Annotated in this window: 14 protein-coding genes; 7 read left to right on the top strand and 7 right to left on the bottom strand. The window is 73.8% G+C overall.

Annotated elements, in window-relative coordinates:
- Positions 1-99: 99 nt before the first annotated feature.
- The 4 genes from AC0VYN_RS30380 to AC0VYN_RS30365 are packed head-to-tail and all read right to left on the bottom strand — an operon-like array spanning position 100 to position 5,895.
- Positions 100-1,260 carry an acyl-CoA dehydrogenase family protein gene (locus AC0VYN_RS30380; protein ID WP_385461950.1) on the bottom strand — a complete coding sequence of 387 codons (1,161 nt, stop codon included), beginning with the start codon at positions 1,258-1,260 and terminating at the stop codon, positions 100-102.
- Between the two features lie 5 nt (positions 1,261-1,265).
- A complete protein-coding gene (locus tag AC0VYN_RS30375; protein ID WP_475533549.1) occupies positions 1,266-2,213 on the bottom strand; it encodes a hydroxymethylglutaryl-CoA lyase in 948 nt (315 codons plus the stop codon).
- Positions 2,210-4,240, bottom strand: coding sequence for an acetyl/propionyl/methylcrotonyl-CoA carboxylase subunit alpha (locus AC0VYN_RS30370; protein WP_475537017.1), 2,031 nt, complete (start codon positions 4,238-4,240; stop codon positions 2,210-2,212). Before AC0VYN_RS30370 ends, AC0VYN_RS30375 begins: the two co-directional genes overlap by 4 nt.
- Before the next feature lie 38 nt (positions 4,241-4,278).
- Entirely contained in the window at positions 4,279-5,895 is a 1,617-nt protein-coding gene (locus AC0VYN_RS30365) for a carboxyl transferase domain-containing protein (protein WP_475533548.1), read from the bottom strand.
- Positions 5,896-5,992: 97 nt separating this feature from the next.
- On the opposite strand from AC0VYN_RS30365, the gene AC0VYN_RS30360 reads away from it, so the two are divergent.
- The 3 genes from AC0VYN_RS30360 to AC0VYN_RS30350 all read left to right on the top strand — a co-directional run bounded on the left by AC0VYN_RS30360 (position 5,993) and on the right by AC0VYN_RS30350 (position 8,776).
- Complete coding sequence (locus tag AC0VYN_RS30360; protein WP_475533547.1) at positions 5,993-6,604, top strand: SACE_7040 family transcriptional regulator; 612 nt, start codon at positions 5,993-5,995, stop codon at positions 6,602-6,604.
- Between the two features lie 131 nt (positions 6,605-6,735).
- The gene (locus tag AC0VYN_RS30355) at positions 6,736-7,893 is read left to right on the top strand and encodes an acyl-CoA dehydrogenase family protein (protein WP_475533546.1); all 1,158 of its coding nucleotides are present in this window, start codon (positions 6,736-6,738) and stop codon (positions 7,891-7,893) included.
- A gap of 10 nt (positions 7,894-7,903) precedes the next feature.
- Complete coding sequence (locus AC0VYN_RS30350) at positions 7,904-8,776, top strand: acyl-CoA thioesterase (RefSeq protein ID WP_385461935.1); 873 nt, start codon at positions 7,904-7,906, stop codon at positions 8,774-8,776.
- A 77-nt stretch (positions 8,777-8,853) separates the two neighbouring features.
- Here the strand turns inward: AC0VYN_RS30350 and AC0VYN_RS30345 are convergent, their stop codons facing one another.
- Both AC0VYN_RS30345 and AC0VYN_RS30340 read right to left on the bottom strand, forming a co-directional pair.
- Complete coding sequence (locus AC0VYN_RS30345) at positions 8,854-9,645, bottom strand: phosphatase (protein WP_385461932.1); 792 nt, start codon at positions 9,643-9,645, stop codon at positions 8,854-8,856.
- 89 nt (positions 9,646-9,734) lie between these two features.
- The gene (locus AC0VYN_RS30340; protein WP_475533545.1) at positions 9,735-11,306 is read right to left on the bottom strand and encodes a PucR family transcriptional regulator; all 1,572 of its coding nucleotides are present in this window, start codon (positions 11,304-11,306) and stop codon (positions 9,735-9,737) included.
- 306 nt (positions 11,307-11,612) lie between these two features.
- Here AC0VYN_RS30340 and speB point away from each other — a divergent pair, with 306 nt between their 5' ends.
- Both speB and AC0VYN_RS30330 read left to right on the top strand, forming a co-directional pair.
- Positions 11,613-12,584, top strand: coding sequence for an agmatinase (gene speB, locus AC0VYN_RS30335; protein WP_077800438.1), 972 nt, complete (start codon positions 11,613-11,615; stop codon positions 12,582-12,584).
- The gene (locus AC0VYN_RS30330; RefSeq protein WP_475533544.1) at positions 12,581-14,266 is read left to right on the top strand and encodes a thiamine pyrophosphate-binding protein; all 1,686 of its coding nucleotides are present in this window, start codon (positions 12,581-12,583) and stop codon (positions 14,264-14,266) included. Before speB ends, AC0VYN_RS30330 begins: the two co-directional genes overlap by 4 nt.
- Positions 14,267-14,325: 59 nt before the next feature.
- Here AC0VYN_RS30330 and AC0VYN_RS30325 read toward each other — a convergent pair whose 3' ends face one another.
- On the bottom strand, positions 14,326-15,138 hold the full coding sequence (locus AC0VYN_RS30325) for an endonuclease I family protein (RefSeq protein ID WP_475533543.1): 813 nt from the start codon (positions 15,136-15,138) through the stop codon (positions 14,326-14,328).
- 239 nt (positions 15,139-15,377) lie between these two features.
- On the opposite strand from AC0VYN_RS30325, the gene AC0VYN_RS30320 reads away from it, so the two are divergent.
- Both AC0VYN_RS30320 and AC0VYN_RS30315 read left to right on the top strand, forming a co-directional pair.
- On the top strand, positions 15,378-16,667 hold the full coding sequence (locus AC0VYN_RS30320) for a HEAT repeat domain-containing protein (protein ID WP_475533542.1): 1,290 nt from the start codon (positions 15,378-15,380) through the stop codon (positions 16,665-16,667).
- A 100-nt stretch (positions 16,668-16,767) separates the two neighbouring features.
- Positions 16,768-20,487, top strand: a complete 3,720-nt coding sequence (locus AC0VYN_RS30315; RefSeq protein WP_475533541.1) for an ABC transporter ATP-binding protein — start codon at positions 16,768-16,770, stop codon at positions 20,485-20,487.
- Positions 20,488-20,503: the final 16 nt, after the last annotated feature.

The raw sequence follows: 20,503 nt of genomic DNA, 5'->3' as shown, positions 1-20,503 counted from the left end.
CGGGGCGGAACGTCCGCCGGACAATTCGAGGATAGGTTAGCCTAACCTCAGATCTTGTCCAGTGGCCGGGTGCGCACCGCCCCGTCCGGGCGGCCCCGTTCAGCTCACCAGGCCCAGCTCACGGGCGATCAGCATCCGCTGGACCTCGCTCGTGCCCTCGCCGATCTCCAGGATCTTGGCGTCCCGCCACATGCGGGCCACGGGGTACTCGTTCATGAATCCGTAGCCGCCGTGGATCTGCGTGGCGTCCCGGGCGTTGTCGACCGCGACCGTCGACGAGTACAGCTTCGCCAGCGCCGCCTCCTTCTTGAACGGCTCGCCCGCCACCAGGCGGGAGGCCGCGTCGCGCCAGGCGAGACGGGACGTGTGGGCCTTCATCTCCATGTCGGCGATCTTGAACTGGATCGCCTGGTTCGCCCCGATCGGCCGGCCGAAGGCGTGGCGCTCCTTCGCGTACGCCACCGACTCGTCCACGCAGCCCTGCGCGAGACCGGTGCCCAGCGCGGCGATGGCGACCCGTCCCTCGTCCAGGATGCGCAGGAACTGGGCGTAGCCGCGGCCCTGTTCGCCCAGCAGGTTCTCCGCCGGGACCCGGACGTCGGCGAAGGACAGCTCACGGGTGTCCGACGCGTTCCAGCCGACCTTCGAGTACGGGGCGGCCACCGTGAAGCCCGGGGTGCCGGAGGGGACGATGATCGCCGAGATGAGCGGGCGGCCGTCCGGCTTGCGGCCCGTGACCGCCGTGACCGTGACCAGGCCGGTGATGTCCGTGCCCGAGTTGGTGATGAAGCACTTGGTGCCGTTGATCACCCACTCGTTCGTGGCCTCGTCCAGGCGGGCCGTGGTCCGGGTCGCGCCCGCGTCGCTGCCGCCGTCCGGCTCCGTCAGGCCGAACGCGCCCAGGATCTCGCCCGAGCACAGCCGGGGCAGCCACTCGCGCTTCTGCTCCTCGGTGCCGAACAGGTGGACCGGCATCGCGCCCAGCGAGACACCGGCCTCCAGGGTGATGGCCACCGACGAGTCCACCCGGGCCAGTTCCTCCAAGGCCACGCCCAGCGCGAAGTAGTCGCCGCCCATGCCGCCGTACTCCTCCGGGAACGGCAGCCCGAACAGGCCCATGCGGCCCATCTCGCGGACGATCTCGTACGGGAACTCGTGCCGCTCGTAGAAGTCACCGATCTTGGGTGCCACCACGTCGTGGGCGAACTCCTCGACCGTGCGGCGGAGTTCCTCGAGTTCGGGGGAGAGCTTGTGGTCCATGGCTGTCACTGCTCCTGGTGGGAGAGGGCTCGTACGGTGCGGGACGGGCTGGGTCGGCCCAGGTGGGCGGCCATCCAGACGCTTGTGGCGACGAGACGGCCGAGGTCGACGCCGGTGTCGATGCCGAGGCCCCGCAGCATCCACACGAGGTCCTCGGTGGCGAGATTGCCGGTGGCGGACCTGGCGTACGGGCAGCCGCCCAGCCCGCCGGCGGAGGCGTCGACCGTGGTGACGCCCTGCCGGAGGGCGGCCAGCGTGTTGGCCAGGGCCTGGCCGTAGGTGTCGTGGAAGTGCACGCCCAGCGCGGACACGGGCACGTCCGCCTCGGCCAGCGCGGTGAGCAGGGCCGTCACATGGCCCGGGGTCGCCACCCCGATGGTGTCGCCGAGGCTCAGCTCGTCGCAGCCCATGTCCAGCAGGGCCCTGCAGACCCGCACCACCTGGGGGACGGGGACCGGGCCCTCCCACGGATCGCCGAAGCACATCGAGAGATAGCCCCGGACGTGGACGTCCTGTCCCTTCGCCCGGGACACCACCGGCTCGAACATCGCCAGCGCCTCGTCCACCGTGCGGTTGAGGTTGGCCCGGGCGAAGGCCTCGGTGGCGCTCGCGAAGACCGCCACGCCCCGGGCGCCCAGCGCCAGCGCTCGGTCCAGGCCGCGCTCGTTGGGCACCAGGACCGGCAGCGACACCGGCAGGCCGGACACCTCCGGGTAGAGGTCCTCGGCGTCCGCCAGCTGCGGGACCCACTCGGGGTGGACGAAGCTCGTCGCCTCGATGGTGGTCAGGCCCGTCCCGGCGAGGCGGCGGATGAACTCCGCCTTGACGGCCGTGGGGACGGTCGCCTTCTCGTTCTGCAGGCCGTCCCGGGCGCCGACCTCGTGGATCCGGACCCGCGCGGGCAGGCCGTCGGCGGGCACGGCCATGGGCAGGCCCAGTTCCGGGGCGTTCATGCCGTCTCCTCCTCCGCCGGGGCGATGACCGCCAGCACCTGGTCCATGGCGACGGTCGTGCCCGGCGCCACGTCCAGCTCGGTGACGGTGCCCGCGTGCGGGGCGGAGACGACGTGCTCCATCTTCATCGCCTCCACCACCAGCAGGCTCTGCCCGGCCGTGACCTCGTCGCCGACGGCGACCTTCACCACCGTCACCGTGCCCGGCATGGGCGCGGTCAGCGAGTCGGCGCCCGCGTGGGCGGCGCGGCTCAGCGAGGCGGCGACCGGGTCGTGGTCGCGCACCTGCCAGGCGTCGCCGTCGCGGCCCAGCCAGGTGCCGTCCGGCAGCGCGGCGAAGGTGTGGGTGACGCCGTCGAGCCGGAACGCGTACCGGTGCCCGTCGCCCGACCGGGTGACCGCGGACGCGCGCAGGGGTTCCTCCGCGCCCTCCGCCAGCAGCTCGGTCCCGCCGTCCGGCGTGCTGCGCACCCGCACGGTGACCGGATCCCGGCCCGGCACCCGCAGGTGGTACGGGGTCCAGGCCCGCTCCCCGCCCAGGCGCCAGCCGTCCGCGGCGTCGAACGGGTCCGACCAGCCGGTGGCGGGCGCGGCCGGCGCCGGCGCCGCCCGGCGCAGCAGCGCCGCCGCCGCGTAGACCTCCGGCGGCACCTCGTCCGGGACGAGGCTGTCCACGTCCCGCTCCACCAGCCCGGTGTCCAGCTCGCCCGCCACCACCGCCGGGTGGGCGAGGAGCCGGCGCAGGAACCCGGCGTTGGTCTGCACGCCCAGCGTCACCGTCCGGGCGAGGGCCGCCCGCAGCTTGCGCAGCGCCGTGGCGCGGTCGGGTCCGTACGCGATCACCTTGGACAGCATCGGGTCGTAGAGACTGCCGACCTCGGTGCCCTCGCTGAGCCCCGAGTCGGTGCGCACGCCGTCGCCCTCCGGCTCGTACAGCCGCAGCACCGTGCCGCCGGACGGCAGGAAGCCGCGCGAGCCCTCTTTGATGGATACAGTCTCCGCGCACAGCCGGGCCTCGACCGCGTGCCCGGTCATCCGGACGTCCGCCTGGGCGACGCCGAGCGGCTCGCCCGCCGCGACCCGCAGCTGCCACTCCACCAGGTCCAGGCCCGTGACCAGCTCGGTCACCGGGTGCTCCACCTGGAGGCGGGTGTTCATCTCCATGAAGTAGTACTGCGAGGGGTCGCCGCCCGGGACGATGAACTCCACCGTGCCCGCGCCCCGGTAGCCGCAGGAGCGCGCCGCCTGCACGGCCGCCTCGCCCATCGCGGCCCGCGTGGCCTCGTCGAGGAGGACGCTCGGCGCCTCCTCGATGATCTTCTGGTGCCGGCGCTGGAGCGAGCACTCGCGCTCGCCCAGGTGCACCACGTTCCCGTGGCCGTCGGCCAGGACCTGGATCTCGATGTGCCGGGGCCGGTCGATCCACCGCTCCACCAGCAGGGTGTCGTCGCCGAAGGAGGCGCGGGCCTCGCGGCGGGCGGCGGCGATCTCGTCGGCGAGCACCGCGGCGTCCCGCACCAGCCGCATGCCCTTGCCGCCCCCGCCGGCCGACGGCTTCAGCAGCACCGGCATGCCGATCCCGCGGGCCGCGTCGGCGAGCTGCGCGTCCGTCAGGCCGCTGCCGCTGGAGCCGGGCACCACCGGCACCCCGGCCGCCTGCACCGTCTCCTTGGCGCGGATCTTGTCGCCCATCAGGGCGATGGCGTCGGCGGACGGCCCGATGAAGACCAGCCCCGCCTCCTCGCAGGCCCGCGCGAAACCGGCGTTCTCGGCGAGGAAGCCGTACCCCGGGTGGACGGCCTGCGCCCCCGTGCGGGCCGCCGCCTCGAGCAGCCGCTCCACGGACAGGTAGCTCTCCGCCGCCGGAGCCGGGCCGATCCGCACCGCGGTGTCGGCCTCCCGTACGTGCCGGGCGTCCGCGTCGGCGTCGGAGAAGACGGCCACCGAGCGCACGCCCAGCGAGCGCAGCGTCCGGATGACGCGGACGGCGATCTCGCCCCGGTTGGCGACGAGCACGGTGTCGAACATGCGTGAAGCCTCGTGTGTGTTTCCCATGGGTCCCCTCCTCACATCCGGAAGATGCCGAACTGGGGGTCGCCCAGCGGCGCGTTGGCACAAGCGGTCAGGGCCAGCCCCAGCACCCGCCGGGTGTCGGCGGGCTCGATGACCCCGTCGTCCCACAGGCGGGCGGTCGCGTAGTAGGCGTTCCCCTGCCGCTCGTACTGGGCGCGGATCGGCGCCTTGAAGGCCTCTTCCTCCTCCGCGGGCCAGTCCTCCCCGCGGCCCTCGAGCTGGTCCCGCTTGACCGTGGCCAGCACGGACGCGGCCTGCTCGCCGCCCATCACGGAGATCTTGGCGTTGGGCCACATCCACAGGAAGCGCGGCGAGTACGCCCGGCCGCACATCGAGTAGTTGCCCGCGCCGTACGACCCGCCGACCACGACGGTCAGCTTCGGCACGCGCGTGCAGGCGACCGCCGTCACCATCTTGGCGCCGTGCTTGGCGATGCCTCCCGCCTCGTAGTCCCTGCCGACCATGAAGCCGGAGATGTTCTGGAGGAAGACCAGGGGGATGCCGCGCTGGTCGCACAGCTCGACGAAGTGGGCGCCCTTCTGGGCGGACTCGGAGAACAGGATGCCGTTGTTGGCGACGATCCCCACCGGGTGGCCGTGGATGCGGGCGAAGCCGGTGACGAGGGTCTGCCCGTACTCGGACTTGAACTCGGCGAACCGCGAGCCGTCCACCACGCGCGCGATGACCTCGCGGACGTCGTAGGGGGTACGGGAGTCCACCGGGACCGCGCCGTACAGCCCCTGCGGGTCCGCCTTCGGCTCGACGGCGGCCTGGACGCTCCAGGGGAGCGGGCCGCGCTCGGGCAGGGTGGAGACGATCTGCCGGACGATCCGCAGCGCGTGCGCGTCGTCCTCGGCCAGGTGGTCGGTCACGCCCGAGACCCGGGAGTGGACCTCACCGCCGCCCAGCTCCTCCGCGGTCACCACCTCGCCGGTGGCCGCCTTCACCAGGGGAGGGCCGCCCAGGAAGATCGTCCCCTGGTTGCGGACGATCACCGCCTCGTCGCTCATCGCCGGGACGTACGCCCCGCCGGCCGTGCAGGAGCCGAGGACGGCGGCGATCTGGGGGATGCCGGCGCCCGACATCCGGGCCTGGTTGTAGAAGATCCGCCCGAAGTGCTCGCGGTCGGGGAAGACCTCGTCCTGCATCGGCAGGAAGGCGCCCCCGGAGTCGACGAGGTAGAGGCACGGCAGCCGGTTCTCCAGCGCCACCTCCTGCGCGCGCAGGTGCTTCTTCACGGTCATCGGGTAGTACGTGCCGCCCTTGACCGTGGCGTCGTTGGCGACGATCACGCACTCCCGGCCGCCGACCCGGCCGATGCCGGCGATGACGCCGGCCGCCGGGGCCTGGCCGTCGTACAGCCCGTCGGCCGCGAGCGGCGCCAGCTCCAGGAACGGCGAGCCCGCGTCCAGCAGCGTGTCCACGCGGTCGCGCGGCAGCAGCTTGCCGCGCGCGGTGTGCCGGGCCCTGGCCCGCTCACCGCCGCCGAGCCGGGCCGCCGCCAGCTTGGCGCGCAGCTCCTCCACGAGGACGCGGTGCGCCTCCTCGTTGGCCCGAAAGGCCTCCGACGCGGGATCTGCCGCGCTCGTCAGCTCCGGTGCCTCGTGCATCCTGCGGTCCCCTCACCCAGTGGTCGACCAGTTAATGAGCGTTAACGCATTTCCTTCAGGTTAACGACCGCTAACCTCCCTGTCTAGAATCGATCCCATGGCCACCAGAACCGACGCCCCCACCCGCCGCGAGCAGATCCTCAAGGAGGCCGCCCGGCTCTTCGCCGAGCGCGGCTTCCACGGCGTCGGCGTCGACGAGATAGGCGCCGCGGTCGGGATCAGCGGCCCCGGTCTCTACCGGCACTTCCCCGGCAAGGACGCGATGCTCGCCGAGCTGCTGGTCGGGATCAGCGGCCAGCTGCTGACCGGCGCCAGGCGGCGGCTGGCGGAGGCCGAGGGGGTGGCCGGGTCCGGGACGGGCTCCGAGGCGGTCCTCGACTCGCTCATCGAGGGGCACATCGACTTCGCGCTCGACGACCGCCCGCTCATCACCCTGCACGACCGCGAGCTGGACCGCCTCCGGGACGCCGACCGCAAGATGGTGCGGCAGCTGCAGCGGCAGTACGTGGAGCTGTGGGTCGGGGTCGTGCGCGAGGTGTACCCGGCCGTGGCCGAACCGAGCGCCCGCTCGGCGGTCCACTCGGTCTTCGGCCTGCTGAACTCCACCCCGCACCTGGGCCGGCCCGGCTCCCTCCCCGGCCGCGCGGTGACGGCCGCGCTGCTGCACCGCATGGCGCGGGGGGCCTTCGCGGCGGTGGCGGAGGCGTAGGGGCGGGGGGCGGCGTCCGGACACCCCGGAGTGACGAGGGTTACCCGCCCCCCGCTCTGGACGCCTCTCCCTACCCGCCGGTACGGTGAAGTCTGAGCAAGCGCTTAGACACGTACCCTGGAGGTGGCGCCGTGCGCCGTACGGTGTTCAACGAGGACCACGAGGCGTTCCGGGAGACCCTCCGGGCCTTCATCGAGGCCGAGGTCGTCCCCGTCTACGACGAGTGGTTCGCCGCGGGCCAGGCGCCGCGCGAGTTCTACTACAAGCTCGGTGAGCTGGGCATCTTCGGCATCAACGTGCCCGAGGAGTTCGGCGGCGCCGGCATGGAGAGCCACAAGTTCGAGGCCGTCCTCTACGAGGAGACCGCCCGCGCGGGCGTCCAGTTCGGCGGCTCCGGCGTGCACGTGCTGCTCGCGCTGCCGTACATCAACATGCTGGCCACGGACGAGCAGAAGAAGCGCTACCTGCCGAAGTTCGTCACCGGCGAGGAGATGTGGGCCATCGCGATGACGGAGCCGGGCACCGGTTCCGACCTCGCCGGCATGAAGTCCACCGCCAGGCTCTCCGAGGACGGCACCCACTACGTCCTCAACGGCGCCAAGACCTTCATCACCGGCGGCGTCCACGCCGACCGGGTCATCGTCTGCGCCCGCACCGCCGCGCCCACGGCCGAGGACCGCCGCCACGGCATCTCCCTGTTCGCCGTGGACACCAGGTCCGAGGGCTACTCCGTCGGCCGCAAGCTGGACAAGCTGGGCCTGCGCACCTCCGACACCGCCGAGCTCGCCTTCGTCGACGTCAAGGTCCCCGTCGAGGACCTGCTCGGCGAGGAGAACAAGGGCTTCTCCTACCTCGGCCACAACCTGGCCTCCGAGCGCTGGGGCATCGCCTTCGGCGCCTACGCCCAGGCCAAGGCCGCCGTCCGCTTCGCCAAGCAGTACGTGCAGGACCGCACCGTCTTCGGCAAGCCGGTCGCCCACTTCCAGAACACCAAGTTCGAGCTGGCCGCCTGCCAGGCCGAGGTGGACGCCGCCGAGGCCGTCGCAGACCGCGCGACCGAGGCCCTGGACGCCGGTGAGCTCACCCCCGCCGAGGCCGCCAGCGCCAAGCTGTTCTGCACCGAGGTCGCCCACCGCGTCATCGACCGCTGCCTCCAGCTCCACGGCGGCTACGGCTACATGAACGAGTACCCGATCGCCCGCCTGTACGCGGACAACCGCGTCAACCGCATCTACGGCGGCACCAGCGAGATCATGAAGTCGATCATCGCGAAGAACATGGGCCTGTAAGCCGCGGGACATGAGCGAGGCACTCCAGTCCCTCCTCGATCTGCTCGACCTCGAGCGGATCGAGGAGGACATCTACCGCGGCCACTCCCGTTCCGCCGTCGTCCCCCGGGTCTTCGGCGGGCAGGTGGCCGCCCAGGCCCTGGTGGCCGCCGGGCGCACGGTCCCCGAGGACCGGTTCGCGCACTCCCTGCACGCGTACTTCCTGCGCCCCGGCGACCCCGGCGCGCCCATCGTCTACAACGTCGACCGCCTGCGCGACGGCCGTTCCTTCACCACCCGGCGGGTGGTCGCGGTCCAGCACGGCAAGCCGATCTTCGGCCTGTCGGCGTCCTTCCAGACGTACGAGGAGGGCCTGGACCACCAGGCGCCGATGCCGGCCGCCCCGGACCCGGCGACCCTCCCCACCGGCGAGGAGCGGCTGCGCGGCTACCCGCACCTGCCCGCCGACACGGTGGAACGGTTCCTCGAGGCCCGGGCCGCCGTCGACCTGCGCTACGTCGACGACCCGCCGTTCGGGGACTTCGGCGCGCCGCGCGAGCCGCACTCCCAGGTGTGGTTCCGCACCAACGGCAAGCTCGCGGACGACCCTCTTCTGCACGTCGTGCTCGCCACGTACGTCTCCGACATGACCCTCCTCGACTCCGTGCTGCTCGCGCACGGCCGGGGCGGCTGGGCCGTGGGCGACGTCGTCGGGGCCTCGCTGGACCACGCCATGTGGTTCCACCGGCCGTTCCGCGCCGACGAGTGGCTGCTGTACGACCAGCAGTCGCCGTCCGCGTCCGGCGGCCGGGGCCTCGGCCAGGCCCGCATCTACACGCAGGACGGGCGGCTCGCCCTCTCGGTCATCCAGGAGGGCCTGGTGCGCGTCCCGCGGGAGCGCTGAGCGGCAGGCCGCCCGGACCGGCGGCGGGCACCCGCACGGTGCCCGCCGCCTTCGTCATGCCGCGATCCGGGCCCGCGTCACCGGGCGAGCCCCGCCTCCGCCAGCAGGTACGCCGTCATCGGGTCGTAGTGGCGCGGGCTGACCACGTGGTCGTCCAGCGGCACGGCGACCTGGACCGTCCCCTCGGACTCGGCGAGGAACAGCGCCGGGTCGTTGCAGTCGGCGTACCCCACGGAGTCGACGCCGTACTGGCCGGCACCGCCGGCCCAGCCGTGGTCGGCGACGACCAGGTCGGGCAGCGGGCGGCCGGCGCGCTCCAGACCGGTCAGGATGGCCTTCACCGGCTCCCCGGAGTGCGTGTGCCACAGCGAGGCGCCGTGCTCCAGCACCGCCACGTCCGCGAACTGCTGGACGTAGCCCTCCTCCGTCGTCAGCCCCTCCGGGATCACCACGATCTCGCAGCCGGCGGCGCGCAGCGCGTCGGCCGTGGCGCGGTGCACGTCGAGCAGCCCGCCCGGGTGACCGGTGGCGAACAGCACCCGCTGCCCGCCGTCCGCGGCCTTGCGCAGCCGCCCGGCCAGGCGCTCCAGCGCGGCCACCGTCAGCTCGGGGTCGATGGTGTCCTGGCCGTACCGGTACTCCGGGTCGTCGTTGACGCCGACCCGCTCCGCCATCACCGCGAGCACGTCCTGCTCGTCGCTCCAGCGGTCGCCCAGCTCCAGCCCGAGCCAGTAGTTGCGGTCGCCGTTCGCCAGCTTCCGGTAGTGGGAGAGGTTGTTCTCGCGGGGAGTGGCGACGTCGCCCGCGATACGCGTTCTGACGAGATGTTCGACGAGCTCGGCGCGCTGGGGTGTCCCGGGTATCGGCATGGCTCCATTGTGAGGCAGCGGACCGTCGGCGTCTTCGGGGTATCCGGGGTATCACCCGCCGGGACACGGGGTGTTGCCCCGCGTGCCGGTCACGGGCCGCGCAGCGCGAACCACAGCTCCATCCGCACGTCCGCGTCGTCCAGGTCGGCCTCCAGCAGGGCAGCGCAGCGGGCGATGCGCTGGCGGACGGTGTTGCGGTGCACGGACAGGGCGACGGCGGTGCGGTCCCAGTTGCCGTGCAGGGAGAGCCAGGCGCGCAGCGTCTCCGTCAGCGCCGGCACGGCCGCGACGGGGGCGAGGAGCGCACGGGCGTGCGCCTCGGCCTCGGCCTCCGGGACCAGGTCGGCCAGGGCGGGCCGGGCGGCATGCCGCACCAGCGGCACCCGGGTGGCCCGCGCCCGTGCCAGCGCCCGCGCCGCCTGCCCGTCGGCGACCGCCCAGTCCGCCGGGCCGACGGCGGCACTGACCCCCAGCGTCCAGCCCCGCCGCGCGGCCGGGACGGCACCGGGCCCGGCGGGGGCACTCGTCCCGCCCGGGGTGCCCGGCCCGGCGCCCGCCCCGGTCTCCCGCCGCTCCGCCTGGCCGCCCGGGGATCCGGGGCCGCACGGCGTCCCGGGACCGGCCGGCACCAGGACGCGTACGACGTCGCCGGCCGGGTCGACCAGCGGGGAGCCGAGGGCGGCGCCCAGGGCGGAGGCCGCCACCGGGTCGGGGCGGCCGGAGTCCGGCCGGGCGTGGACGACGTGCCAGCGGGCGTCCTCGCCGCCGAGCAGGGACGCGACCTCCTCGGGGCGGGCGCCCAGCAGCAGCCGCACCAGGGCCGACGAACGGGCCGCGCCCGTGCCGCTCTGGTGCTCGCCGGTCAGCAGCGAGAGCAGCACCGCGGCGACCGACGCGATGGTGTGGTCCCCGGCCCCCCGCCGCGGGGCCGCGACCCCGAGGACGAAGCCCCCGCCGGCGCCGAGGGCGTAGGCCGCGAGACGGGTGCCGTCGGCCGTGTCGGTGGCGGTCGTGGAGGCCCGGCTGGTGACGAACCGGGCCAGCTCCGCCAGGGCCCCGCGCACCTCGTCCCCCGGCTCCCGCCCGGCCGCGGCGATCTCGGCGCCCTCCGGCCCGTACAGCACCGCCCGGCCGTCGAGCCGCGTGGCCAGCCGGCGCAGCACCGACGGCACCGGGTCCGGCCGGGAGGCGGCGGCGGCCAGCTGCTGCTGGGCCTCGGACACCCGCCGCAGCTCGGCCAGCCGCTCCCGGGCCATCAGCTGCCACACGGCGCGGGCCACGCCGGAGAACGTCGTCCGCGGCGGCACCTCCACCAGCGGCAGCCCGTGCTCCTCGCAGGCAGCGACCAGCGCCGGGGGCACCGTGTCGTGCACCGGCGCCACCCCGAAGGCGAGGGCGGCGCCGCCGGCCGCCACGATCCGGGCGGCGTACGCCTCGAAGTAGTCCGCCCCCGCCCCCGGCGGGATGTGCACGCCGGCCGTCAGCAGCAGCTCGCCGCCCAGCAGATAGGGGTAGGGGTCGGCCATCTCGGAGGTGTGCGCCCAGTGGACGGCCACCTCCGCCGCGTGGGGCCCGGCGATCTGGCGCAGGGCGAGGTCCTCACGGGACAGCAGCGCCGCGAGGGACACGGGGGGTGTGGGCGGAGCGACCGGTTCCCGCATGATGGACGATCCCTCCACTCAAGCCGTTCCGAGTGGATGAAACGTACACTTCGCAGCCGCTTTTCGGCCACCTAGTGTCGATCCGGACCGCGATCCCCACACCCGGGATCGGGGCCGGCTGCCGCGGGTACGGGCGGACGTCCCCGCGAGGCGCCGGCGCCCTGGCCGCCTGGCGTGCACGCCTCGCCGGCCGCGCCCCCGAAGCCCCCGAATCCGCCCCCGGACCGGTACCGGCCCACCAGTAGAGTCGTACCGAGCGGTACAGAGCAGTAAATACGCGAAGAAGCGTAAGAAGGAAGGCAATTCATGAGCAGCAACGAGACGCCCCGCGGCCCCGTCGACTCCTCCCGCGTCCCGCGGTACGCCGGGCCCGCGACCTTCGCCCGGCTGCCCCGCCTGGACGAGGTGGGCACCGCCGACGTCGCCGTGGTCGGTGTGCCGTTCGACTCCGGCGTCTCGTACCGGCCCGGCGCCCGGTTCGGCGGCAACGCCATCCGCGAGGCCTCCCGGCTGCTGCGCCCCTACAACCCGGCGCAGGACGCCTCCCCCTTCGCCCTCGCCCAGGTCGCCGACGGCGGCGACATCGCGGTGAACCCGTTCAACATCAACGAGGCCGTGGAGACGATCGAGGCCGCCGCCGACGACCTGCTCGGCACCGGCGCCCGCCTGATGACCCTGGGCGGCGACCACACCATCGCGCTGCCGCTGCTGCGGTCGGTGGCGAAGAAGCACGGCCCGGTCGCCCTGCTCCACTTCGACGCCCACCTGGACACCTGGGACACCTACTTCGGCGCCGAGTACACTCACGGCACGCCCTTCCGGCGCGCGGTCGAGGAGGGCATCCTCGACACGGAGGCGCTCTCCCACGTGGGCACCCGCGGCCCGCTGTACGGCAAGAAGGACCTGACGGACGACGAGAAGATGGGCTTCGGCATCGTCACCTCCGCCGACGTCTACCGCCGCGGCGCCGACGAGATCGCCGACCAGCTGCGGCAGCGCATCGGCGACCGCCCGCTGTACATCTCCATCGACATCGACTGCCTCGACCCGGCCCACGCGCCCGGCACCGGCACGCCCGAGGCCGGCGGCATGACCTCGCGCGAGCTGCTGGAGATCCTGCGCGGCCTGGCCTCCTGCAACCTGGTGTCGGCGGACGTCGTCGAGGTGGCCCCCGCGTACGACCACGCGGAGATCACGTCGGTGGCGGCGTCCCACACCGCGTACGAACTGACCACGATCATGTCCCGCCGGATCGCCCAGGAGAAGGCGGCGAAGTGACCCACGACCACGACCTGGTGCTCCGTCCGACCGCCGCCCAGACGGAGGCCGCGCTGAACCCTCCCCCCGGCCGCAACGGCGGAGACCTGGTCGTGGAGACCCTGGCCGGGCTGGGTGCGACCACCGTCTTCGGCCTGCCCGGCCAGCACGCCCTCGGCATGTTCGACGCCCTGCGCCGCTCGGACCTGCGCTACATCGGCCTGCGGGTGGAGAACAACGCCGGGTTCGCGGCGGACGCCTACGGCCGGATCACCGGCGAGGCGGCCCCGCTGCTGCTGTCCACCGGCCCAGGAGCCCTCACCTCCCTCGCCGCGCTCCAGGAGGCGCGGGCGGCGTCGGCCCCGGTGCTGGCGATCAGCAGCCAGGTCCCGACGGCCGGACTGGGCGGCGGCCGGCACGGCTACCTGCACGAACTCCCGGACCAGGCGGCCTCGTTCCGGGGCGTGGTGAAGTCCGTCCACACCGTACGCACCCAGTCCCAGATCCCGTCGGCGATCGCCGAGGCGTGGACGTCGGCGCTGACCGTCCCGCACGGTCCGGTGTGGGTGGAGATCCCGCAGGACGTCCTCCTGGCCGCGACGCCGATCCCGCAGGTCACCGGCGGCGACACCGTCCCGGAGGAGCTGCCCCCGCGCCCCGAGCTGACGGCGGTCGCCGCCGACCTGCTGACCCGCGCGGAACGCCCCGCGATCATCGCCGGCGGGGGAGTGGTCCGCGCCGACGCCTCGGGCAAGCTCAGGCAGCTCGCGGAGCGGCTCGGGGCCCCGGTCGTGACGACCTTCGGCGGCAAGGGCGCGTTCCCGTGGACGCACCCGCTCTCCCTCCAGTCCTGGCTGGAGGACCGCCACACCACCGACTTCCTGGAGGACGCGGACGTCCTCCTGGTGGTCGGCTCGGGCCTGGGCGAACTCTCCTCGAACTACCACACGTTCGCGCCGCGCGGCCGGGTGATCCAGATCGAGGCGGACCTCGGCAAGCTGGAGTCCAACCACCCCGCCCTCGGCATCCACGCCGACGCGCGCCTCGCCCTCCAGGCCCTGCTGGAGACGGTCGGCGAACGGCACGACCCGGCGGCCCCGGAGCGCGTGCGGACCCTGCTGGACAAGGTCGGCGAACGCATCGCCGCCCAGGACCTCACCCTGGAGCAGGACGTCCTGGCGGCCGTCCGCAGGGCCCTCCCGGCCGGCGCCCCGTCCTTCTGGGACATGACGATCCTGGCCTACTGGGCCTGGTCGGCCTTCGACGCCGGGTCCCCCAACACCATGCACTCGGCCCAGGGCGCCGGCGGACTCGGCTACGGCTTCCCGGCGGCACTCGGAGCCGCGGCCGCCGACCCGACCCGCCCGGTGCTGGCGGTCTCGGGGGACGGCGGCGCCCTGTACTCCATCGCCGAACTGGCCACCGCCCGCCAGTACGCCCTGGACGTCACCTGGCTGATCGTCGACGACGGCGGCTACGGCATCCTGCGCGAGTACATGACGGACGCCTTCGGGCAGCCGACGGCGACGGAGCTGACCCGCCCGGACTACGTGGCGCTGGCCGAGTCCTTCGGCGTGCCGGGCGTGCGGACGTCCCCGGGGACCCTGGAGGCGGACCTGGCGCGGGCGCTGGCGGCACCGGGTCCGTCGGTGGTCGTCCTCCCGGCCGTGCTGCGGATGTTCGCGCCGACGCACCTGGACTGAGCGGGCGGCGGGGGCGCTCCGCGCGGCCGCGAGGCGCCCCCGGCCCGGCGTGAGGACGCCTACCAGATCGCCTCCACCCACTCCGGGTGGTCGACGAACGGGTTGCGGTTGTGCTGGTAGGAGTCGTAGATGACCTGGTTGCGGCGCTCCTCGAAGGCGTCCGGCGGGTCCTCGTCGTTCCACTGCTTGAGCACCGCCAGCTTCCCGATGTACGGGTTGCTGCCGTTGTTCACGCTGCTGTTGACCTCCAGGTCGGCCCAGCCGTCGCCGCCCTCGTAGCGCACCGCCATGTAGAAGATCATGCGGGCCACGTCGCCCTTGACCGCGTCACGGGGTTCGAAGGAGTCGGAGTCGGTGAGGCTGCCGCCGCCGTTGCTCACGGCGCTGCCGCCGTCGTCGAAGTCCTTGTTGCCCCGGACGCCGTTGACCTGGACGTCCTCGGGCCGCAGGTGGTGCAGGTCGGTGCCGGGTCCGGTGGCGGTGCCGAAGTCGCCGTGCGACTTGGCCCAGACGTGCTCGCGGTTCCAGTCGCCCACGTCACCGCCGTTGAGGGACTTGCTGCGGGAGGTGCCCGAGTAGAGCAGGATCACGTTGCCGCTGTTGGCCGGGTCCTGGTCGGTGACCTTGAGGGCGTTCCAGACGGCCGAGTACGAGATCTTCGTCTGGTCGCTGATGATCGTGTGCAGGGAGGCCTTGAGCCCGCTCCCCGTCCTGCCGATCGCGCTCTTGTAGTACGTCGTGTCGTAGTCGTTCGTGGTGGCCGTGGCGGGGGCCGCGGTCAGGGCCGGCGCGGCGAGGCCGGCGAGCACGGCGGCCGTGGCGAGCGCCACCGCTCTCCGGCGCCGGCCTGCGAATATGCGGATCGCGAGCATGTGGGGTGTCCGATCTACGCGGGATCTACGCGGGTTGATGTCCGAGTGATACCGCAGAGAGTGACATGGACATGCGGTCAGGCGCGTGAAGGGAAGGTGGCGATTGCGTGACGAGGGTCCCTCCGCCGCCCGCCCCCGGTGACCGGGCGTCAGACGCGTCCCGGGCATAGTGGGCGTCCCCCGTGCACCGGGCCGACGGGAGGCGTCGCCCGTGCACCGAAGCGACAGGAGGCGGCGACGTGGAGCTGATCAGGGACCTGGCGGACCCGGGGCGGCGGCAGGCCGCGCGCGAGGCCCTGACGTCCCAGGGACCGTCGGCGGTGCCCGCCCTGCTGCGCGAGATGCTGGACGAGTCCTCGCCCGTGGACTGGTTCCAGATCAAGCTGCTCCTGCACGCCGTCGGGCCGGCGGCCTTCGACGACGTACTGGCGGCCCTGGAGACGGCACCCGAGGGGGAGGCGCGGCGGCGGGCGGGCGCCGCGTTCAGCGGCCTGGGCGCCGTCGAGCGCTACGCCGAGGCCCTGTCGCACCCCGCGGCGGCGGTCCGCGAGTCCGCCGCCTTCGGCATCCAGTCCGCGTGCTCGGTGGCGTACGGCCGCACCCCCGCGTACCGGGGCGACCTCGGGCCGGTGGTCGAGGCGCTGATCCCCCTGGTCGCCGACCCGGACCCGGGCGTGGCCCAGCGCGCCCGGTGGGTGCTGCCGATGCTGGGGGACGCCGTCCTCGAACCGCTGCGGCGGACACGCCGCGACGGCCCGGGTGCCCTGCGTGCCCCGGCCCTCGCGGCGCTGGTCTCGGCCGGCGGCGAGGAGGCCCTGTCCGAGCGGGACCGGGCGGCCGTCGCACGGCTGATCCGGATCAAGGCCCTCGACGACCGGGCCGAGCCCCTGGAGAACTGCTCCACGTCCTGGATCGCCGTACCCGGCGGGGACCGGGCGGGCATCACCGAGTCGCTGGGCCTGTACGGCGAACGGCTCGCGACCTTCGCGCTGGGGCACAGCGTCGTCGCCCACGACAGCGAGGACTGGCCCGACCCCCGACGCGTGTACGTCACCCCCGAGGTGGACGGCTGGACGCTCGTCTTGGGGGCGTGGTGCAACCCCGTCGACCCGGAGCGCGCCGACGGGGTGCTCGACGCCGTCACCGCCCTGAGCCGCCGCTACGGCCGCGCCCAGGCGTACCACTTCGGCGAGCACGGCGGCGGCTCGGGCTGGGCGGTGGCCGAGGACGGGGTCGTGGTCCGCCGCCTCGACGTCTCCACCTGGGGCGACGAGCCGCTCCCCGAGCTGGGCGAGCGGCTCCCCGAGGAGGAGGCGCTGTACGCCGAGTGGACGGAGGCCGAGGACGAGGAGGACGCCGACTGGGAGGACGTCGCCTCGTACATGGCACCGGACCTCGCGCTCCGGCTGGGCGCGACCAGCCCCTTCGTCCTGGGCCCGCGGACCACGGTCCGCGGCCAGGGCGTCGTCGCCCTCACCCCGCTCGCGGCCGAGCAGGGCGTCCCGGGGACGGGCGCGTACCGCGTCTGAGCCGGCGCCCGAATGTTGCGGCGGGATGAAATCCCCGCTCGCCCGTGTTGGTGCCTTGCGGTAGATCAGGTGAGCAGGACGACCGACCGGAGGACACCGCGTGGACGCGCAACGGGGCTGGGCACGACGACTGGCGGGGTACGCCTGGCGGAACCCCAGGGACGTCGTCCTCGCCCTCGGGTCCTCCCTGGGCGGCATGGCCGTCATGGCCCTCGTCCCGCTGATCACCAAGGTGATCATCGACGACGTGATCGGCGACGGGACCAGGGACATGGCCACCTGGGCCGGACTCCTGGTCGGCGCCGCGGTCGTCGTCTACGGCCTCACCTACGTGCGCCGCTACTACGGCGGCCGGCTCGCCCTGGACGTGCAGCACGACCTGCGCACGGACATGTACGGCACGATCACCCGGCTCGACGGGCGGCGCCAGGACGAGCTGTCCACCGGCCAGGTGGTCGGACGGGCGACCAGTGACCTCCAGCTCATCCAGGGCCTGCTGTTCATGCTCCCGATGACCATCGGGAACGTCCTGCTCTTCCTGATCTCCCTGGTGATCATGGCGTGGCTGTCGCTGCCGCTGACCCTCGTCGCCGTCGCCGTCGCCCCCGCCCTGTGGTTCATCGCCCGCCGCAGCCGCACCCGCCTGCACCCCGCCACCTGGTACGCCCAGGCCCAGGCCGCCGCCGTCGCGGGCGTGGTCGACGGCTCGGTGAGCGGCGTGCGCGTGGTGAAGGGCTTCGGACAGGAGGAGCAGGAGACCGGCAAGCTCCGGGAGGTCGGCCGCAGGCTGTTCGCCGGGCGACTGCGCACCATCCGGCTGAACGCGGCCTACACGCCCGCCCTCCAGGCCGTGCCGGCCCTCGGGCAGGTCGCCATGCTCGCCCTCGGCGGCTGGCTGGCCGTGGGCGGGCACATCACCCTCGGCACGTTCGTCGCCTTCTCCACCTACCTGGCCCAGCTCGTCGGCCCGGTCCGCATGCTCGCCATGGTCCTCACCGTCGGCCAGCAGGCCCGCGCCGGCACCGAGCGCGTCCTGGAGCTGATCGACACCGAGCCGTCCCTGACCGACGGCACCAAAAAGCTCCCGGCCGACGCGCCCGCCACCGTCGAGTTCGACGACGTGTCGTTCGGCTACGACCCCGACCGGCCCGTCCTCGACGGACTCTCCTTCGAGATCCGGCCCGGCGAGACGCTCGCCGTCGTCGGCTCCTCCGGTTCCGGCAAGTCCACCGTCTCCCTGCTGCTGCCGCGCTTCTACGACGTCATGCGCGGCGCCGTCCTGGTCGGCGGCCACGACGTGCGCGAGCTGACCCTCGACTCGCTGCGGGCCGCGATCGGGCTGGTGCCCGAGGACTCGTTCCTCTTCTCCGACACCGTGCGCGCCAACATCGCCTACGGCCGTCCCGACGCCACCGACGAGGAGATCGAGGCCGCCGCCCGGGCCGCGCAGGCCCACGGCTTCATCACCGACCTGCCCGACGGCTACGCCACCACCGTCGGCGAGCACGGCCTGACCCTCTCCGGCGGCCAGCGCCAGCGCGTCGCGCTCGCCCGCGCGATCCTCACCGACCCCAGGCTGCTTGTCCTCGACGACGCGACGTCCGCCGTGGACGCCCGCGTCGAGCACGAGATCCACGAGGCGCTGGCGCAGGTCATGCGGGGCCGCACGACCCTGCTGATCGCCCACCGCCGCTCCACCCTGGGCCTCGCCGACCGCATCGCCGTCCTCGACCACGGCCGCCTCGCCGACATAGGCACCCACGACGAGCTCCAGGAACGCTCGGCGCTCTACCGCCGCCTGCTCACCGACCCCGACGAACTCGGCGGCGTCTCGCCCGGCCACGCCCGGCCCGCGCAGCAGCCGGAGGACACCTCCGTGCGCGACGAGCTGGACGCCGAGTTCGACGCCGAGCGCGGGGTCACCCCACGGCTGTGGACCGGTGACCGCACGCCGAAGGACACCGCCCTCGCGGGCACCCCGGCCACGCCCGAGCTGCTGGCCCGGGTCGACGCCCTGCCCCCGGCCACCGGCACCCCGGACGTCGACGAGGCCCGTGCCGTGCTGCCGGAGCGGTCGTACGGCCTGCGGCGCCTCCTGCACGGCTTCGGCCGCCCGCTGCTCGTCAGCCTCGCCCTGGTCGCCGTCGACGCCGGCATGGGCCTGCTGCTGCCGGTCCTGATCCGGCACGGCATCGACGACGGCGTCACCCGGCTCGCCCTCGGCGCGGTCTGGGCGGCCTCGCTACTCGGCCTGCTCGCCGTGCTCGCCCAGTGGGCGGCGCAGACCGGCGAGATCCGCATGACCGGGCGCACGGGCGAGCGGATCCTGTACTCCCTGCGCCTGAAGATCTTCGCCCAGCTCCAGCGGCTCGGCCTGGACTACTACGAGCGCGAGCTGACCGGCCGGATCATGACCCGGATGACCACGGACGTCGACGCCCTGTCGACCTTCCTCCAGACGGGCCTGGTCACCGCCTTCGTCTCGGTCGTCACCTTCTTCGGCATCATGGTCGCCCTGCTGGTCATCGACGTGCAGCTCGCCCTGGTCGTCTTCGCGACGCTGCCGCCGCTGGTCGTCGCCACGTTCTTCTTCCGCCGTGCCAGCGTGAAGGCGTACGAGCTGGCCCGCGAGCGGGTGTCGGCGGTCAACGCCGACCTCCAGGAGTCGGTGGCCGGGCTGCGGATCGTGCAGGCGTTCCGGCGCGAGGGCGACGGCGCGCGGCGGTTCGCCGAGCGCAGCGACAGCTACCGGCGGGCCCGCATCCGGGGCCAGTGGCTGATCTCGCTCTACTTCCCGTTCGTGCAGCTGCTGTCCTCGGCGGCGGCCGTCGCCGTGCTGGCCGTCGGCGGCACCCGGATCGACGACGCGACGCTGACGACCGGCGCGCTGGTGGCCTACCTGCTCTACATCGACCTGTTCTTCGCGCCCGTCCAGCAGCTCTCCCAGGTCTTCGACGGCTACCAGCAGGCGACCGTCTCCCTCGGCCGGATCCAGGAGCTGCTGCGCGAGCCCACCTCCACCGAGGCCGCCGACGAGCCGCTCGAGGTGCCGTCCCTGCGGGGCGAGATCGCCTTCGAGGACGTGCACTTCCGGTACGGCTCCGAGGAGGAGGCCCTCAGCGCCGTCGACCTGCGCATCCCCGCGGGGCAGACCGTCGCGTTCGTCGGCGAGACCGGCGCGGGCAAGTCCACCCTGGTCAAGCTGGTCGCCCGGTTCTACGACCCGACCGAGGGACGGGTGACCGTCGACGGGCGGGACCTGCGCACCCTCGACCTCGCCTCCTACCGCCACCGGCTGGGCGTCGTCCCGCAGGAGGCCTACCTCTTCCCCGGCACCGTCCGGGACGCCATCGCCTACGGCCGACCCGACGCCACCGACGCCGAGGTGGAGGCGGCGGCGCGGGCGGTCGGCGCCCACGAGATGATCGCCACGCTGGAGGGCGGCTACCTCCACGAGGTGGCCGAGCGGGGCCGCAACCTCTCCGCCGGACAGCGCCAGCTCGTCGCCCTGGCCCGCGCCGAGCTGGTCGACCCCGACGTCCTGCTCCTCGACGAGGCCACCGCGGCACTGGACCTGGCCACGGAGGCGCAGGTCAACCAGGCCACCGACCGGCTGGCGGGCCGCCGTACGACCCTGGTGGTGGCCCACCGGCTGACCACGGCCGCCCGCGCGGACCGGGTCGTCGTCATGGACCGCGGACGGGTCGTGGAGGACGGCACGCACGACGAGCTGCTGGCGCTCGACGGGCGGTACGCGCGGCTGTGGCGGACGTTCGTCGGGGCGGCCGAGCCGGAGGAGCCGGTCGGCGCGTCCCGGTGACGGCCACCCGTACTCG

The sequence above is a fragment of the Streptomyces sp. 63XJN7_1_ISO-PGPR-S23-121 genome (assembly GCF_056173025.1).
This window is presented reverse-complemented; position numbering and strand designations above follow the sequence as displayed.

Coding starts and splice junctions, on each gene's coding strand:
- AC0VYN_RS30380 (WP_385461950.1), bottom strand. CDS start 1,260: ATGGACCACAAGCTCTCCCCCGAACTCGAGGAACTCCGCCGCACGGTC.
- AC0VYN_RS30375 (WP_475533549.1), bottom strand. CDS start 2,213: ATGAACGCCCCGGAACTGGGCCTGCCCATGGCCGTGCCCGCCGACGGC.
- AC0VYN_RS30370 (WP_475537017.1), bottom strand. CDS start 4,240: ATGTTCGACACCGTGCTCGTCGCCAACCGGGGCGAGATCGCCGTCCGC.
- AC0VYN_RS30365 (WP_475533548.1), bottom strand. CDS start 5,895: ATGCACGAGGCACCGGAGCTGACGAGCGCGGCAGATCCCGCGTCGGAG.
- AC0VYN_RS30360 (WP_475533547.1), top strand. CDS start 5,993: ATGGCCACCAGAACCGACGCCCCCACCCGCCGCGAGCAGATCCTCAAG.
- AC0VYN_RS30350 (WP_385461935.1), top strand. CDS start 7,904: ATGAGCGAGGCACTCCAGTCCCTCCTCGATCTGCTCGACCTCGAGCGG.
- AC0VYN_RS30345 (WP_385461932.1), bottom strand. CDS start 9,645: ATGCCGATACCCGGGACACCCCAGCGCGCCGAGCTCGTCGAACATCTC.
- AC0VYN_RS30340 (WP_475533545.1), bottom strand. CDS start 11,306: ATGCGGGAACCGGTCGCTCCGCCCACACCCCCCGTGTCCCTCGCGGCG.
- speB (WP_077800438.1), top strand. CDS start 11,613: ATGAGCAGCAACGAGACGCCCCGCGGCCCCGTCGACTCCTCCCGCGTC.
- AC0VYN_RS30325 (WP_475533543.1), bottom strand. CDS start 15,138: ATGCTCGCGATCCGCATATTCGCAGGCCGGCGCCGGAGAGCGGTGGCG.